This is a genomic window from Thalassoglobus neptunius, assembly GCF_007859735.1.
Classification (GTDB): Bacteria; Planctomycetota; Planctomycetia; order Planctomycetales; family Planctomycetaceae; genus Thalassoglobus; species Thalassoglobus neptunius.
Window position 1 is genome coordinate 1,660,561 of record NZ_SIHI01000001.1, and the last position, 16,893, is coordinate 1,677,453.

Genomic DNA, 16,893 nt, shown 5'->3' on the forward strand with positions numbered 1-16,893 from the left:
CCCTTGGATTGATCAATTCGTCACGCAACTGCTGAGTCGCTGGAAAGATGCTTTTGAGACATCTCGTGGGCAGCTTTCATCAACCCGGCAACATCGAGGCCAAGGTCAGCGAGCAACTCGCCGCGTTCACCGTGTTCAATGAAGTGATCGGGAATTCCAAGCCGACGAATGTTGTCAGTCCGGATTCCCGCATCGTTGGCCGCTTCCAGAACGGCACTTCCGAATCCACCGCAAAGAGTGTTCTCTTCAACGGTGATCACGAAGCCCGTCTCTTGAAGCGCCCGGAAGATCGTCTCGGTGTCGAGGGGTCGCAGGAAGCGAGCGTTGATGACGCCGATATCGACTCCATCTTTCGCCAGTCGTTCGGCGGCAGCAACGCAGGTTGAAAGCTGTGCCCCGAAGGCGACAAACATTCCATCTTCACCCCATCGAATCACTTCCGACTTTCCGTATTCGATCTCGGCGAAATCACGTTCGACGGTTTCTGCTTTCGTCTTCGGATAGCGAATTGAAGCAGGACCATCATGCGTTAGGCAGAAGTTGAGCATCGGGGCGACGTCCTGCGTATCGCCCGGAGCCATGATCGTGATGTTAGGAAAGACCCGCATGTACGAGACATCAAACAACCCGTGGTGCGTCGGACCATCGGGACCGCATAAACCGGCCCGATCGAGGCAGAACGTGACGGGAAGATTCTGCAGAGCGACTTCCTGAAAAATGTGATCGAAGCTTCTCTGCAGGAACGTGCTATAGATGTCAACAACCGGCCGCATTCCGGATTTCGCCATTCCTCCAGCAAAGGCAACGGCGTGACCTTCGCAGATTCCTGTATCGAAGAAACGATCGGGAAAGTCGGCGCGAATCTGATCCAGCTTGTTCCCCTGACACATCGCTGCTGTGAGAACGCAAACCTTCTCATCCTCTGACATGGCTGTGTGAATCGAATCACTCACGACATCCGTATAGGCGGGGCTTGAAGGCTTTTGGGCATAGACAACTCCCACATCGTCGTCGCGACAGAACGGAGCCGGAGTGTGAAACTTCACGGGATTCTCAGTCGCGGGCTGGAAGCCGTGTCCCTTCTCAGTGAAGACATGGAGCAGCACAGGCCCCTTGATTTCCTTGACCATCTTCAACGCATTTTGAAGCGAAGGAAGATCATGCCCATCCACGGGACCGACGTATCGGAACCCGAGTTCTTCAAACAGCATTCCGCCATGAAGAAAGCTCTTCACTGCATCTTTGAAGTTTCCGAGTGTGTCTGCCGCAGATTCCCCAATCATCGGAACCTTGTTGAGCAACCACGAAACGTCACGCTTCAACCCGTTGTAAAATGGAGCGGCACGAGCTTTGTCGAGATATTTGGCAAGACCGCCAACTCGAGGACAGATTCCCATCTTGTTGTCATTCAAAATGACAAGCAGATCTTTGTTGAGTCCGGCCGCATTGTTGAATGCTTCGAAAACAACACCCGAAGGGAGTGCCCCGTCTCCGAGGACTGCCACTGATTTGCGGTTCTCTCCCGGATAGACAAGGTCATCACCCGCTTTCAAACCGAGTGAGGTCGAAACACTTGCGCCGGCGTGCCCTGTCATAAACAGGTCGTAGTCGCTTTCGGACGGATTGGGATATCCCATCAATCCGCCTTTGCGACGAATGGTCTGAAACTCCGGAAATCGCCCGGTCAGTAATTTGTGAGGATAAATCTGATGGCCGGTGTCCCAGATGAGGCGATCTTTGGAGAAATCGAAGACCAGATGCAGAGCGATCGCAAGCTCGACAACTCCCAGATTACTGGCAAAGTGAGCGGGACGATCGGAAACAATCTCACACAACGCTTCGCGAATCTCTTCGGCAAGCTGTTCGAGCTGCTGATTGGACAGGGTCTTCAGTTCTTCGGGAGAACTGATCATGGGGAGCAATTCGTATTCCATCAATGGTCTCGCTCGATGAGATATTTCGCTAAGTCAATTAAGTGCTGTCCCTGTTCTCCAAAACATGACACAGCATCGCAAGCCTGATCGATCAGCTGTGAGGCTTTCAATCGGCTTGTTTCGATTCCCAGAAGTCCGGGGTAAGTCGATTTTCCGTGATCGGCATCTTTCTGGACGTGTTTCCCCATTTTCGCGGAATCCCCGACCACATCCAAGAGATCATCCGCAATTTGAAACGCTAATCCAACCGATTCGCCATAAATCTTCAGGCATTCGAGTGTTTCGTCGTCGGCTCGGGCGATGCGTCCGCCCATGAGAAGCGAAGCGGCCAGCAGATGACCGGTTTTTCGTCGGTGAATTCCTTGAAGCTCATCGGGATCAGTAATCGTCCGCGTTTCTGCTTCGAGATCCGCCTGTTGCCCGCCGACCATTCCCTCTGCCCCCGCAGCGGATGCAAGCTCGGAGATACAAGCCACTGCGATATCCGGTTCTTCGATCCCCAAAGCGAGGACCTCAAATGCTCGCGTCAATAAAGCGTCGCCCGCAAGAATCGCAGTTGCTTCACCGAATTCGATGTGATTTGTCGGCCTGCCCCGCCGGAGATCATCATCATCCATGGCGGGAAGATCGTCATGAATCAACGAATAACAATGAATCATTTCGAGAGAAATGGCCGCAGGAATCGCCTTTTCGGCCGGTTGCCCGCACGCATCACATGCCATGAGTGCCAAACAAGGGCGGACACGTTTCCCCGGAGCCAGCAAGCTGTAACGGATCGCTTCCAGAAGCTTCGGCGGGCACTGATCAGAAAATGTCGAAGCAGAGATCAGCGACTCTTCGATCTGAACCCTGAGTTGGTCAAGGTACCGGGAAAGGTCGGAGACTTGCTGCATTTGACACTGAGAATTGAGTAAAGAATGGATGAATACCGCATTGAACCGTAAGAAGAACGGTTGCGTCAATCAAAGGAGTACAAGTTTTGCCAAGACAACGCGATTTTCCAAGCTGAACTCCCATTCACTTGCTCAGCTTGCTCACCTTCTCGACATCCACACCGACCAGCCCAAAGGACCTCGAACATTCCCGGCATCTTCGAAATAGAACTCACGAATATGAAGAAAATCGAACAGCGGAGAGAACTCCTTTTCGATCTCTGATTTCGAAACGCGAGGAGGACCTCCCGCTTCCGTTGAATTCGCATTGCCACAGAGAATGAGCATTTTGCTTCCGGCCGTCGTGACTGCTTCAAGCGTCTCCAGATATCCTTCAAGATCCACACGCCGACAACAGTGGTAGCATCCCCGATCGAACACAAAATCGACGGGATCTCGATCTGCTCCGAAGCGAACGACATCGCTCAGAATCCAGTTGACTTCAACCCCCGCTTTTTCCGCTTTTCGCCGTGCCAGTTCGAGCGCAGGAGCAGAGCAATCGACAGCTTCAACTTGCCACCCAAGATCAGCAAGATAAATCGCATTGGTTCCGGTCCCGCAACCAAGCTCCAACGCAGTCGTCGGCTGCAGCTGAGCGGATTCAAGAACCTTCCGTAACTCCTGCGAGGGAATCCCGGAATCCCAGGGAGTCTCGTTCGATCGGTACTTCTGATCCCAGTCTCGGTCGGTTTTTGCCATCGGTCGTCAAGTTGCTGTCAAAGTCAAACAGAGTCTGACCTGTGGGTTCATCACAAACGTCTGCAAGAAGAGATAGAAAATGCTCAGTGGCCGCGAGCACTTGTCAACATGCTCTTCGCGAATCACAAAGATCGATGCATTCCTTCAAACAGATGAGGCGAGTGATTGTAGCCTCGAAAATGATTTAAGCATTCGCAAAAGGAATTGGAGGAGCGAAGACTGCGTTCGTGACTTCTCGAGGCGTCGCTGTGTCCAGGCGAAGAGTGCCTCCATCGATGAGAGAATTCAAGACCGTTGACACAAGATGCGGTATTCCGACAGGAGTCGACAACGGCTCGGACGCGTCGCGCGTCGACTCGCCGAAGACAGCCCCTCGCGGGATTCCCGGACCGGATAACATGAGCGGAGCGAGTCGTCCCCAGTGATCACGACCACCACGTGCATTGATTCTTGGAGTGCGACCCATTTCCCCACAACAGACGAGCAGAACCTTGTCCGAAAGTCCTCGCTGCCGAAGGTCTTTCAGGAATGCCGAAATTCCCCGATCGAACGGACCGCCGAGATATTGCATTCCTTCCGCCATGCCTGCGTTGTTTTGATCGGCGTGCATGTCCCACACGAAATTCGTCGTCACGGTGACGAATCCGCAACCCCGCTCACAGAGTCGTCGTGCGAGAAGCATCAGCTTTCCGAAACTCTTCCCGTTGTCGGCGTATCGTTTGTGATTGTTCCATTTCTTATCAATGGCATCGGGCCGAACAAGCGGAGCTGTGTCGTACATCGCGACGGTTTTGGGATCTTCATGCGAGAGATCGAAGGCGTCCGCGATTCCGCCCATAACCGTACTAAAGGCTTGATGTGTCAGTTTATTGAGGCTGTCCCATTTTGGATTGCCATCAAGCCCCGTTTGAATTCGATCGAGGTTCTCAAGCAACCTGCGGCGATCGTTCAATCGGTCGAGCGAGAGATGCAGCTGCATGTCGCGTTGCAGATTCCCTCCTCCACTGGGACTGAAGGGGCGATAACCTGTTCCGAGTGTTCCCGTCGATTCGAGATCGCCAAGCTCTTTAAACGCCGGCATTGTGGAATCATCGACAGATCGAGGAAACAGGCAGACGTTCGTCGGCATTCCGGACTCCGGACGATTCTGACCGGCGATGCGAGAATAGAGCGAACCGAGATTGATGTTCGATGTTGCCGAACTGACGACAGGTTTCACGTCGTGGATTCCGTTACCTGTCTGAAACGAACGAACGACGCAGAATTGATCAGCCAGAGAGGCCAGTTCAGGGAAACTGCTTCCGAAGGTCACCCCCGGCAGCTTGGTCGAAATTTCGCCAGTGACACTCGCGATCTCGACCGGTGCATCCATTTTCGGATCGAATGTTTCGATCTGACTGGGACCGCCGTGCATGAAGACAAAGACAACCGATCGATCTGTGAGAAGTCCCGGCGTTTGTTCGGCTCCCATGGCGTTACGCCAGCTGCCGGGAAGCCCCAACCCTCCGAGGGCCAAACTTCCGATGCGGAGAAATTCTCGACGACTTCCTCGATTGCTACTGTCTACAAAACTGAGCACGAACCGGACTCCTTAAGACAAACAGAACATGAGCACGGACTCCAAGAATACCATCAGTCGATGACTGAAACCAAACCTGATGACCAATTGATTTCGATTCGGTGGCGAGAGTGTCGATATTGTCGACAGAAGCGTGTGATCCACGCATTCCGCATTGCTTGCAGATGAGATGCAGATGAGAACTGTGAGATCAGTCGATCGTTTTCCAGAGATACAAGCAGGCAACGGTTGAGTACGGTCGCCAGGGTTCCGCGAGGTTGTAGCAGTGAAAACGATCAGGAAGTTCGTCGAGTTGGTAGAGCTTCTTCATCGCGTTCTGAATTCCGAGATCCCCCCACGGGAGGACATCGGGGCGCCCGAGAGAGAACATCAAAAACATCTGCGCAGTCCAGTGACCGATTCCCTTCACGTCTGTCAGCAAATCGATCACTTCTTCGTCCGACCGATGATGCAGCGAGCGGAGCTTGAGCCGTCCATCAAGAACATGCTCGGTGAGATCACGAATGTATCGACTCTTTTGTGACGACAACCCAACGCTTCGCAATTGCTCATCACTCAATTTTGCAACAGACTCGGGCTGTAATGTTGACGTTTCAACTGCTGCTTCAAGTCGACGAAAAACGGACTTCGCAGCAGCAGCGGAAATTTGTTGACCAACGATCGCTCGCAGCAGATTTCGATAACGATTCGTCTGCCGCTTCAAAGAACACGGTCCGACGCGGTGAATCAACTCTGCGAGGACGGGGTCAGCTTCAATCAAATGGAGTCTTGCGAACTCCAGGCTGTCACGATCGAGCGGTTTCATAGCATTGACGAATGGAATCGCTGTGAGGCTTTAGTCATCACTGAGTTGCTCAAGAAATGATCGCTTGGCATCAAGCACCTCTTCGGCAGCGACATGCAAGATATCGTTATGACCAGCCTGCGGGAGTTCCACGAAAGTCTTTCGAACTCCTTGAACTTCATCCGGGGCCGCTTCGAACAATCTCAGCCCCAGTTCAAACGGGACGATTCGATCCTGTTTCCCATGAATGATGAGAAGCGGACAGCTGACTTCCCCGATTCGTTCCGCTGAGGGATACTTTTCGACAAGCAATGCTTTCACCGGTAACCACGGATAATGAACACGCGCAGCATCAGCGAGTGACGAAAAAGTGGCTGTCAAAATGAGCCCTGCCGGGGGCGTCCCACGTTGTGACAATTCCCACACAAGCCGCGTGGCAACACCTCCTCCCAGAGATTGACCACTGCAAACAATCTGAGAAGGTTCATAGCCAAGCTTCTCGACTGCGAATTCCCAAACTTTCAGCGAGTCGTTCGAAATGTCTGACTCTGCGGGGGAGCCTGCGCTGCCGCCGTAACCTCGGTAGTCGAAGATAAGCGTGTCACAACTGAGGCGATGATATTGCTCGAGCAAAGAGACTCGCTTCAATCGGTTGCCGGCTTTGCCCGGAAAGAGAATGACGAGTCGCTTCGAAGCTTGCTCCTGAGACGAACATCGACTGTGCCAGCCACACAGCTTGATTCCGGGTGCGACATCGAGTCGTACATCTTGCGTCAACTCGCAAACACTGATCGCTTCCGACAGCTCAACCGGATTGGCATCGGGAGCGTAAATCAGTTTCCGCTGGAGAAGGGCAAGCATGATCAGCATTTCAAGAAAGAGACTCCCCGCGAAGACGGCCCAACGCAATCCTCGTTTCTTCCATCTTGTTGAGCGTGTTTCCATGTGGCGAGTTCTGACATCAAATCAACAGGTCATGAATCACCGGATCGGCCAGGCTCGTCGCAATTCCTTTTGCCTTGCTGAAGTCGTGATGACGGCTGATCTCATGAGGAACAGAGATCACATGCGCACCGGCAGCCGCAGCTGCGAGCGTTCCGTTCTCGCTGTCTTCGAGAACAAGCATCTGTTCCGGACGCACATTCAAGCGTTCCGCGGCAGTGAGGTAAATTTCCGGATGAGGTTTGCCGAGCGAGACATCCTCCGCCGTCAGCGTGTGATGAAACCGGTCCATCAATTCGAACCGGTTCAAAAGCTTCTCCAGAAAATCGCGATGTGACGACGTCGCGACCGCTTTCGGAAGATTTCGCTGCTCGATGCGATCCAGAAGATCGAGGAGTCCCGGCATCGGAGCGACCATTTCGTCGAGGAAGACACCGAACACTTCTTCCGATTCCAACTTGAGTTCCGGAATGGAATCCGTGAGTTCCATCATGTCAATCATCACCTGAAAGGCTTCGTCAGCGCGCCGCCCCATCATCGACAGAAACAATTCCGGATGCGGAACTTTCCCCCGCCTCCGAAGCACTTCCGTCCCGGTTCGATTGAAGACTTCTTCGGTATTGAACATCAAGCCATCAAGGTCGAACGCGACGGCGCGGATTTCAGGTTTGCTCACGGTCTTCAGTTTTCCGACAGTTCGATTTCGTATTACAGGAATTAAGATTATAGGAGCTAAGAACGATTGATGAATCAGTTTTCGCCTTTGGGAGTTGGAGCTGCTTTGGAGTCGCGGGCTTTCGGCTGCAACTCACGCAATGTGAAGTTGCGGATCGCTCCCGTTGTCTGGAAAGTCGCGAGGCCGAGCGGCTTGCTGAGTTCCATTTCAATGCGGACAGAAATCCGATTGTCTTTGTGGTTCAGCTTCACGACCTGTTCGCCATCAATCCAGGCTCGGATCATTTCTTCATCGACACGCAGTCGAATCTTGTACCACTTCCCGTTTTCAAACGAGTAGTAATCTGTTGTGTCGTTTTCCGACGCATCGAAATCGTTCACATTCGACAGGCCAATCAAACTTCCTCCCCAGCCGCCGAGAACCAGCGTGCAGGGATTTTCGACAACGGGAAAAGTGATCGCACAGAAGAAATCATTTCCATCGACTCTCTTCGCTTCAAGAGAGATTTCGTAATTCACATTGGGAAGCTTCTCACCCGACCAGTTGATTCCACTGAGTGGCTCACCCTGATCAATCAAGAGAATGCCATCTTCGACGTGTGCTTCCCCCTGCCCACCAAAGTCCGTTTCTTTCCAGTTCTTCAATGACTTCCCGTCAAAGAGTTTGATTTCTCGACCGGTAGCGGGTGCAATCTCGGCAGCCTCTTCCGCGTGAACAGAGGGCGAAATCACCAGACACATCCACGCTGCGCTCAATACAGCAGTAAGAAATGAAGCAAAAAAACGGCGTTGAAGCATCTCTGAATCTCCATCAGGAAATGGACGTGACAGCGAGAGCCGATCCGGTCAAACCGAAACGGCTCTGCAAGGATAGAGGTTGGCAACCTGAAATTCATTGTCGAATCAGTAGTTTTATGTGAACTTCTGATCGCACAGAACAGCTGAATTGCAGTTGCTTATTTCTGCATCGGAAGGGTCATTGTCTTCGATTGATTTCCTCGACGGATTTCCATTTCCACCTTGTCACCAGCACGCTTCTCCGTCACGCCGTAGCGAAACAGATCATTCTCCGTGAGAAAATCATCGCGCCCATCAATCGACACGACGAAATCTCCTTTCTGAAAACCAGCCTTCTTCGCGGTGGCGTGGGCTCCATACTGCCCCACATTATCGACCTTCAGTGCCATTTTCCCTTCTTCGACTTTCAACTTGTTCCGTTCTTCTTCGCTTGCTGGCTTTAAGACCATTCCACCGGTGACCATTCGTCTGAGTCCCCAGGAACTGACACGCCACGTCAGATCACTTTTTTTGCGCCATCCAGAATCCAGCTGCAATTCTATGGCGACTTTCTTTCCATCGCGGTCGACTTCCAGCGAGACAGTCTCTCCCTCGGGAGAAGTCTGGTCGAGCACCCACTGAACATCTGCCATCGACAAAATGGGCTGTCGATTCATTGTGAGAAGACGATCGCCGACCTGAATTCCCGCTTCGCTTGCTGGTGACTCTTCGGCAACTGTTTCAACGGTTGCGGGTGTGTGCGGATCGAGGATCAGTCCGATCACCTTCGGATGAGGAAACGGATCGAGCAAGCGTGGCGGAATGGCTTCTCCGCTCTTGCGATAGAGATCTCTTCGGGCATCCCCGATCTGATGACAGTGAATACAGCTCTTCACAATGTTGGAGTCGTTGCTGAGCCGATCGGTATAGCGATCTTTCAGTGTCGGAAACTCTTCCGGGGAACTCACTTCAAGCGGAGTTCCACGTTTTCCGGCAAGAATCTCCTTGTTATTGGGATAATCAGCATGAAGTTCCAGCGCCCCTTGCAGTGCCGCTGCGAGCCCTTTTAACGAGACATCGGGCCGCCATTCTGTGCGGTGAGAGCGAGTTCCGAATCGACCGTAAATCGTTCCATCGGCATTCAGGAAGAAGACCGCAAACGATTGATCGGTATCAAACTGGAACAGATTCAAATCGAGACCATTCGTCGAAACCTGCCGCGCGCAAACAAACTGCTCCAGGAGAGGTCGAATCACGGGATCGGTGTCGACGAGTTCATCGTCCAGCTTGACGCACTCCTCACAGGGAATACACCGCAAAACGACGATGATTGGCTTGCCGGTCTCTTTGGCTTCCTCGAACGCTTTCGGAAGATCGTTGTAAATCCAGAAGCCTTCTTTCTCGACTCTGGCTCGATCATCGCGAACCTTTTTCTCTCTCGATTGAGCAGTGACAACTGATTGACAACACGCGACCAGCGCAATCACCACTCCGATTTGGCACACTCTCGAACGACCTGTCACAGCGATTCCCCATTCTTGATTCCTAACAATCCATGATCGCACCAGCAATCGGATGTATCACTGAGTTTAAATGAGTTCCGCCGCATGTCGAGGAGGTCGTGATTCGAGATCGCTTTTCGATGGCATTCTGCAACGCGGCCTGTCGGGGAACTTCAGAACTTGTGATTGCCCTCTACAATCTGCAAGGAACACAATTCCCGATCCATTTCCAGAAGCTGATCACAGCGAAGGTCTCAGCGTGAGTGACGAGAAACAGCTCAAAGATGACGCACTGGCTGAGAGTCATCGTTCCCGGTGGAGACTCGGGACGCTGCTTCTTTTGTCGTTCGCTGTTCGTGCCTGGCAACCATCACTGATCACCATCGAACACTTCGACGAAGGTGTCTACGCCTCCAACTACTTCTCTGAGCATCTGGGATTTCGGTATCCCGATCAGCATCTCTATGCCCCGCCACTTCTGCCGGCACTCTTTGACTGGGTCTTGATCTTCACCGGCGGGCACCCCGATGCGATGATGTGGGTGAATGTCGTTTTCGGCACTCTTCTGGTGTGGGCCATCTGGTGGTGTACCCGGTTGATGGCTGGGAACAGTGCCGCCTTGATTGCAGCAGCCATTGCTTCCTTGAGTGGATTCTTGATTGACTACAGTCGCGCCGCTTTAACAGAGACGCCGGTGTCTCTGTTGATGGTTCTGGCTGTCGGTTTTGGATTGATTGCGCTTCGTGATCGGAATCGACTCGCGCTGGTCGCAGCTTCTGTCTTGACCGCTGGTGCGTGGTGGACGAAGTACAACGGATGGCTTCCGCTGGCGATTACGGGAGCCGGGCTGGCGGGCTGGATCGTGTTCGATCGCCCTGCGTGGAAGCATTGGGCGTCGCGAGTTGTGTTCTGGATTCTGATCTGTGTGGGAGCATTTCTTTTATGGAGCCCCTATCTCAACATGCTTGAGAAGTACGGCGGGTACTCTGCCGTCGCTGCGAATCACAAGGGCTACCTCGTTGGGCTATCGGGGTGGATGGAATCGGCATTCCGACAAATTGAAATCCATTCCGAACTGTCGAAAATGATCATCTCGGGAATCGCTCTCGGAATCGTCATCAGACTTGCTGATTCGCCAGACGAATTGAGACTCTCATGGCTGCGAGCGGGAATCATCCTCGGAGGTCTCGGAGCCGCGATCTTCATCGACTGGGGTTTGGCGATTTTGATCTGTCTGGCCATTTTCGGGCTGATCAGTCTAAGGAGCGAACAACATCGACGCGAATCACAGGATCGGGAACATCCGACAATTCTGGGTTGGTGGATGTTGCTTGCCTGGGTCATTGGGATGACGGTGTCGATCCCATTCTATCAGCCTTATCCGAGACTGATGATGCCGTGGCATCTGGCCATGATCATCGCGTGTGCAATTGGGATTGATCAAACATTGAAAGGAAGACTCTTCGATAAAGCTTCGGAGAGCGAATCCGTTCGACACTCTTGGAACAAACGAATGCTGATTGGCGGATGCTTCGCACTCTGCATTGCAGGTGTCATCAAGGGGCGGGCAGTCGATGATCGCACGGGCTTTCGCAAACTGGCGGAACAGATTGCTTCGGCAATTCAAAGCGAAGCAATCAATGAAGACACTCCGCCCAAGGTGAACGTCATCTATGTGCTGGGTGAACCCGGACTTTATTTTCATCTGGCGAGTCAGATCACCCCGGGCCTGGACGTCATCGCTCAACCAGCTCAGGGATTGGGAATGCTTCAAACAGTGCAGCCCAATCCGGAAGTTGCGACCTACCTCGTTGCTGGTCCTCACGCAGAAGCGGAACAGAAGGAACTGCCGAACTATTCTCATCAAACAAAGTTGATCAAAGAATTTGCATACCAACCAAGTCGGCTGGTCAAATTCGACAACTGGTCCGATCAGGAACTTGAAGAAAATTCTGAGGTGCCGGTCGAGTTGTGGAAAATCGTCGGTCCATAATCGTTTCACCTGAGCCAGAGCATGCAGGATCTGCATTCACGCCAGACTGACCAGATTCTCATCCGCTGAAGATTCAGAAAGACTTTCCGAACTCGCCCCCGGAGAGTTCAGGAATCGTCCCTCTTTGTCCGAATCATTAATATCGGAACTTTCGAAACAAGTCCGATGATCGGACTGGCACGCACCTTTTCTGGGAGTGCGGCCAAGAACTACTCGTCTGTAGGGAGTCAGACTGACAATGTCAGAGCATCAACAACCACAAGGAAATCGCCGACTTGGTCGTGGACTCAGTGCACTTCTGGGAAACAATGCTCCGTCAGGCGTCGAGCAGGCTGAGGGAGAACAGCTTGCCGGTGAACTGACACAGGTTTCCATCGACAGGGTCGTCCGAAATCCCTTCCAACCCAGAAAGCAATTCGATCAGGAGTCTCTTGGCGAATTGGCTTCGAGCATTAAAGAGCACGGAGTCATTCAACCGGTAATTGTCCGGGAGTTTGAAGGCTCGTATCAACTCATCGCAGGCGAACGTCGTTGGCAGGCAGCCAAACGCGCCGGGCTGACGCAAATTCCGTGTCGCGTTCTCGACGTCATCGACAAGACCGCATGCGAGTTTGCTCTAGAAGAAAACTTGAAGCGAAAAGATCTGAACGATCTCGAAAAAGCTCAAGCCTTCCGAGACTACCTCGATCAGTTCGAGTGCACGATCGAAGAGTTGGCCAAACAACTCAGCATGAGTCGCTCCGCGATCAGCAACATGCTGCGATTGCTCGAACTTCCTGATCCCGTGAAAAACGCGCTGCACTCAGAGCGAATCACAGCCGGTCACGCACGGGCTCTGTTGTCACTCGATGAGCCGCAACAACTCGAACTCTGCGGACGCATTCAGTCAGAGAAACTTTCCGTCCGCAACACCGAAGCTGCGGTTAAGGAAGCTTTGAAGAAGCCGGCATCGGAAGTATCTCAACCCGAATCGAGCGACGGCGAACAAGCGACGATTCCGATCTCGAAGGGTGACGCAGAGCGCACGAATCACATGACCTCTCTTGAGTCGCGGCTTCGCGATCTTCTGGGAGTCAAGGTTTCGATCAAGTTGTCCGGGAAAGATTCCGGAACGATTCAAATCCCATTCTCTTCGACTCAAGAGTTCGAACGTCTTCTTAAAACGATGAGACGCAGCGCCGCCTAAGATGTTGCCGACCCCCGATCAACTCCGGTTGGTCGGGTCACTTGGCTGCATCACAATTCGGGCAGGAGTAGTTGAGGGAGAGTCGCTCCGTGAGCCACTCTTCTTCGGCCTGATCTCGATCAACGTGAATCACGTGAATCACTCCGCGTCCGAGATCGAGTGCTGTCTCGATCGAGTCGGCAATTCGACCGCGAGCTTCCGCATCGACTTTCACGCGATCGACAATCGCTTCGACGAGATAATTCCGTCGGTGATCAATCTTCGGAACATTCTCAACTTCGTAAGTCGTCCCGTTAATTCGAACGCGAAGATATCCCTGCGTTCCGAGACGATCCCAGAGTTTGGAATACGATTGACCGACCGGGACCTGCATTGGGGCTGCGAGATAAAGTCGAGTCCCATCGGGATTGGAGAGGACTTTCTCGACGATTTCATCCGTAGTCTGACGAGTGACGGGTGAATCGCATTCGGGGCAGTACAACGTCCCGAGTCGAGCGAACAGCACACGCAGATAGTCGTAGATTTCGGTGACGGTTCCGACGGTCGATCGCGGAGTCGCCCCGACGGTCTTCTGCTCGATAGCAATCGACGGGGAAAGCCCGGAGATGTTGTCGAGCTTCGGCTTGGGCATCTGACCGAGAAACTGACGGGCATACGCCGAGAGCGATTCGACATATCGTCGCTGTCCCTCGGCATAGAGTGTATCCATCGCGAGCGAGGTTTTTCCGGACCCGCTTGGACCGCAGAAAACGCTCATCTGATCGCGGGGAATGGTGATGTCGACCGATTGCAGATTGTGCTGGGCAGCTCCGCGGATCGTGATCTGATCGATGGACTTTCCGTTCGCTCGCCGAGAAACAGAAGATGCCGCCTTCTTGCGGGAAGACTTCGACGACTTTCTTTTCGGTTTCAGAATCGGTTTGAGTGCCGCTCCAGTGAATGAGTTTCGACAGTTCGCGATCTCTTCCGGAGTGCCGACAGCGATGATTTCCCCGCCTCCTTGTCCTCCTTCGGGACCGAGGTCGATCACCCAGTCCGCTGTCTTGATCACATCCAGATTGTGCTCGATCACGAGAACCGAGTTCCCCTGTTCGACGAATCCATGCAGCACCTCCAGAACGCGTTTCACATCCTCAAAGTGAAGACCGGTTGTCGGTTCATCGAGGAGATAAAGCGTCTTTCCGGTGGAGCGTTTTCCAAGCTCGCGGGCAAGCTTGATTCGCTGGGCTTCTCCGCCAGAAAGGGTCGGCGAAGGTTGCCCGAGTTTCATGTAATCCAACCCGACATCGTGAAGCGTCTGAAGAAGTCGGTAGATCTTCGGATGGTTTTTGAAGTGCTCAACAGCCTCCTGAACGTCCATTTCCAGCACATCGGCAATGGACTTGTCACGGTATTTGACTTCAAGAGTTTCATGATTGAAGCGATGCCCATCGCACACTGTACATGGAACCCAGATGTCTGCAAGGAAATCCATTTCGAGTTTCGTGGCACCGTGCCCTTCACAAGCTTCGCACCGTCCATCCGCAACATTGAAGCTGAATCGTCCCGGCTGATAACCACGGAGCTTCGACTGGGGAAGCTGTGCATACAGAGTGCGGATCTGATCGAGCAGTTTGACGTAAGTCGCTGGATTCGATCGCGGAGTCCGGCCAATCGGGGACTGATCGATATCAATCGCTTTATCGAGATGCTCAAGCCCTTGTATGGAGTCATGTGCACCGGGTTGACCGAGGCCCTTGTTCAGTTCGGAGTTTAATACTTCCCAGAGAATATTATTACACAACGAACTCTTGCCTGAGCCGCTAACTCCGGTCACACACACGAACATTCCCAGTGGGATTTCGACATCAATGTTCTTGAGATTGTTCTGTCGTGCCCCGGCGATCTTGAGCGAATTGCCGGTTCCGGTCCGGCGTTCTTTCGGGACTTCGATCTTTCTTCGCCCGGAGAGATACGCTCCCGTGAGACTCTCTTCGTGACGCATCACTTCATCAGTGGTGCCGGTGACGATAATCTCGCCGCCCCGCACACCCGGACCCGGTCCGAAGTCAACAATGTGGTCGGCCGCCATCATTGTTTCTTCATCGTGCTCAACGACAACAACTGTGTTCCCCTGATCACGCAGGTCGAGGAGGCTTCCCAGAAGCATTTCGTTATCGCGCGGATGCAGCCCGATCGAAGGCTCATCGAGAATATAAAGCACACCCACGAGTCCCGACCCGATTTGACCGGCCAACCGGATGCGCTGCGACTCTCCCCCCGACAATGTCGGAGCGGTCCGATCAAGGGTGAGATATCCCAATCCACATTTCTGAAGGAAGACGAGTCGACCTCGAATCTCCTTCAATGCCTCTTCCGCAATCATTGCCCCGGTTGAGTCGAGTTCGAGCCCAGAGAAGAACTCGCATGCGTCGTCGATCGAGAGTGCGCACACTCCCGGAAGCGACTGAATCTCCGGAATTTCTGATCCAGAAACCGAGGTGGATCGGATGAGAACATTTCTGGCTTGCGGGTTGAGGCGTTCTCCTTCACAAGAACGGCAATCCACAACTTGCATATACTTTTCGAGCTGTCGCCGCCGCATCGGATTTTTGGCTTTGCGGTATTCTTCAAGCAGCTCCGGAATATATCCGTTCCAGCTCCCGCCATGCTTCCAGGTTCCTCCGGAATGCCGCCACGAGAACGTGATGTGCCGGGCTCCCATTCCATGAAGAAAGAACTGCTGGGCCTGTTCCGGAACATCGTTCCAACTCGTTTTCAGAAAAGAGCCTTTGGGAAGATCGCAGTCTTCTTCAATCGCGGCAGCCACTCCCTGAAAGATGTGCCGTTTCCATCGACCTATTTTCTTCGAGCCCTTCATCAGATCCAGAGCGCCCTTGAGAATCGGCTTGTCGGGCTGCGTGATCAGCAAGTCCAAATCGAAGTCGTGCCGCACTCCAAGTCCGGTGCAATCAGGACACATTCCAAGTGGGCTGTTGAAGCTGAACAACTGCGGTGAGGGAGGCTCATAGCTGACCCCACACGCTGCGCAGGCATACTTCGCGGAATAGAGTTTTTCGGGAATGTCGTTGTCGGATGGGGCAACGATTAACATTCCGTCGCTGAGCTTGATCGCCGATTCAATCGCTTCCGAAAGTCGAGTTCGCTGAACTTTGGAGGCGATGAGCCGATCGACAACGATCTCGATCGTGTGCTTAAAATTCTTCTTCAGCTTCAGGTCATCAGAAAGATTGACAACTTCTCCATCGACGCGCGCTCGCAAAAATCCCTGCTTCAGCAAGTCGGCAAAGAGGTCTCTAAATTCCCCTTTCTGCTGTTGAACGATCGGAGCGAGAATTTGAAATTTCGTGCCGTCCGGAAGAGAGAGAATCCGCTCGAGAATCTGGTCGGTTGTTTGTGCACTGATCGGTTCGCCGCATTGCGTACAGACTCCCTGACCGACTCGCGCGAAGAGAACGCGGAGGTAATCATAGATCTCAGTGATCGTTCCGACCGTACTCCGAGGATTTCGGGACGTCACTTTCTGTTGAATCGAAATTGACGGAGCCAGCCCGCTGATGGTGTCGACGTCCGGTTTCGGCATTTGACCGAGAAACTGACGCGCGTACGTCGACAGGGACTCGACGTACCGGCGTTGACCTTCCGCGTACAGCGTGTCGAATGCGAGCGAACTTTTCCCGGACCCTGACACGCCGGTCATGCAGATCAGTTGATTTCGCGGAAGTGTCAGCGAAACATCTCGCAGGTTGTGCTCACGAGCCCCGCGAATCTCGATATCTGCCGCCGGCATGCGATTGACAGTCCTTTAAGAAGTGATCCTGAAACCCGAAAAATGATCGGTTCCGGAAAGTATAGGCAGACGGACCGGCGAGGAAAGTGATCGATTCAAG

Annotated in this window: 11 protein-coding genes and 1 pseudogene; 2 read left to right on the forward strand and 10 right to left on the reverse strand. The window is 53.1% G+C overall.

Annotated features, from left to right (window positions below; all coding sequences use genetic code 11):
• Positions 1-20: 20 nt before the first annotated feature.
• The 9 genes from dxs to KOR42_RS06700 form a co-directional block, all read right to left on the reverse strand.
• Positions 21-1,934, reverse strand: coding sequence for a 1-deoxy-D-xylulose-5-phosphate synthase (gene dxs, locus KOR42_RS06660; RefSeq protein ID WP_146508153.1), 1,914 nt, complete (start codon positions 1,932-1,934; stop codon positions 21-23).
• Positions 1,934-2,827: a polyprenyl synthetase family protein gene (locus KOR42_RS06665; protein ID WP_146508155.1), complete on the reverse strand. Its 894-nt coding sequence runs from the start codon at positions 2,825-2,827 to the stop codon at positions 1,934-1,936. The genes dxs and KOR42_RS06665 overlap by 1 nt, the downstream gene beginning before the upstream one ends.
• 141 nt (positions 2,828-2,968) lie before the next feature.
• Positions 2,969-3,565: a class I SAM-dependent methyltransferase gene (locus KOR42_RS06670; protein WP_146508157.1), complete on the reverse strand. Its 597-nt coding sequence runs from the start codon at positions 3,563-3,565 to the stop codon at positions 2,969-2,971.
• A 184-nt stretch (positions 3,566-3,749) separates the two neighbouring features.
• On the reverse strand, positions 3,750-5,144 hold the full coding sequence (locus tag KOR42_RS06675; RefSeq protein ID WP_146508159.1) for a DUF1501 domain-containing protein: 1,395 nt from the start codon (positions 5,142-5,144) through the stop codon (positions 3,750-3,752).
• A gap of 190 nt (positions 5,145-5,334) precedes the next feature.
• Positions 5,335-5,949 (reverse strand): DNA-3-methyladenine glycosylase family protein, encoded by a 615-nt coding sequence (locus KOR42_RS06680; protein ID WP_146508161.1) that lies wholly within the window; start codon positions 5,947-5,949, stop codon positions 5,335-5,337.
• 30 nt (positions 5,950-5,979) lie between these two features.
• Positions 5,980-6,873 carry an alpha/beta hydrolase gene (locus tag KOR42_RS06685; protein WP_146508163.1) on the reverse strand — a complete coding sequence of 298 codons (894 nt, stop codon included), beginning with the start codon at positions 6,871-6,873 and terminating at the stop codon, positions 5,980-5,982.
• Between the two features lie 16 nt (positions 6,874-6,889).
• Positions 6,890-7,546, reverse strand: coding sequence for an HAD family hydrolase (locus KOR42_RS06690; RefSeq protein WP_231740720.1), 657 nt, complete (start codon positions 7,544-7,546; stop codon positions 6,890-6,892).
• A 74-nt stretch (positions 7,547-7,620) separates the two neighbouring features.
• Positions 7,621-8,277 carry a 3-keto-disaccharide hydrolase gene (locus KOR42_RS06695; protein ID WP_197440925.1) on the reverse strand — a complete coding sequence of 219 codons (657 nt, stop codon included), beginning with the start codon at positions 8,275-8,277 and terminating at the stop codon, positions 7,621-7,623.
• A 224-nt stretch (positions 8,278-8,501) separates the two neighbouring features.
• On the reverse strand, positions 8,502-9,845 hold the full coding sequence (locus KOR42_RS06700) for a Trx7/PDZ domain-containing (seleno)protein (RefSeq protein WP_231740721.1): 1,344 nt from the start codon (positions 9,843-9,845) through the stop codon (positions 8,502-8,504).
• A gap of 238 nt (positions 9,846-10,083) precedes the next feature.
• Here KOR42_RS06700 and KOR42_RS06705 point away from each other — a divergent pair, with 238 nt between their 5' ends.
• Positions 10,084-11,817 (forward strand): glycosyltransferase family 39 protein, encoded by a 1,734-nt coding sequence (locus KOR42_RS06705; protein ID WP_197440926.1) that lies wholly within the window; start codon positions 10,084-10,086, stop codon positions 11,815-11,817.
• Between the two features lie 238 nt (positions 11,818-12,055).
• Positions 12,056-13,003, forward strand: coding sequence for a ParB/RepB/Spo0J family partition protein (locus KOR42_RS06710; protein WP_146508171.1), 948 nt, complete (start codon positions 12,056-12,058; stop codon positions 13,001-13,003).
• 94 nt (positions 13,004-13,097) lie between these two features.
• Here KOR42_RS06710 and uvrA read toward each other — a convergent pair.
• Positions 13,098-16,793 (reverse strand): annotated as a pseudogene (gene uvrA / locus KOR42_RS06715) (excinuclease ABC subunit UvrA); the annotation flags it as partial.
• Between the last annotated feature and the right edge of the window lie 100 nt (positions 16,794-16,893).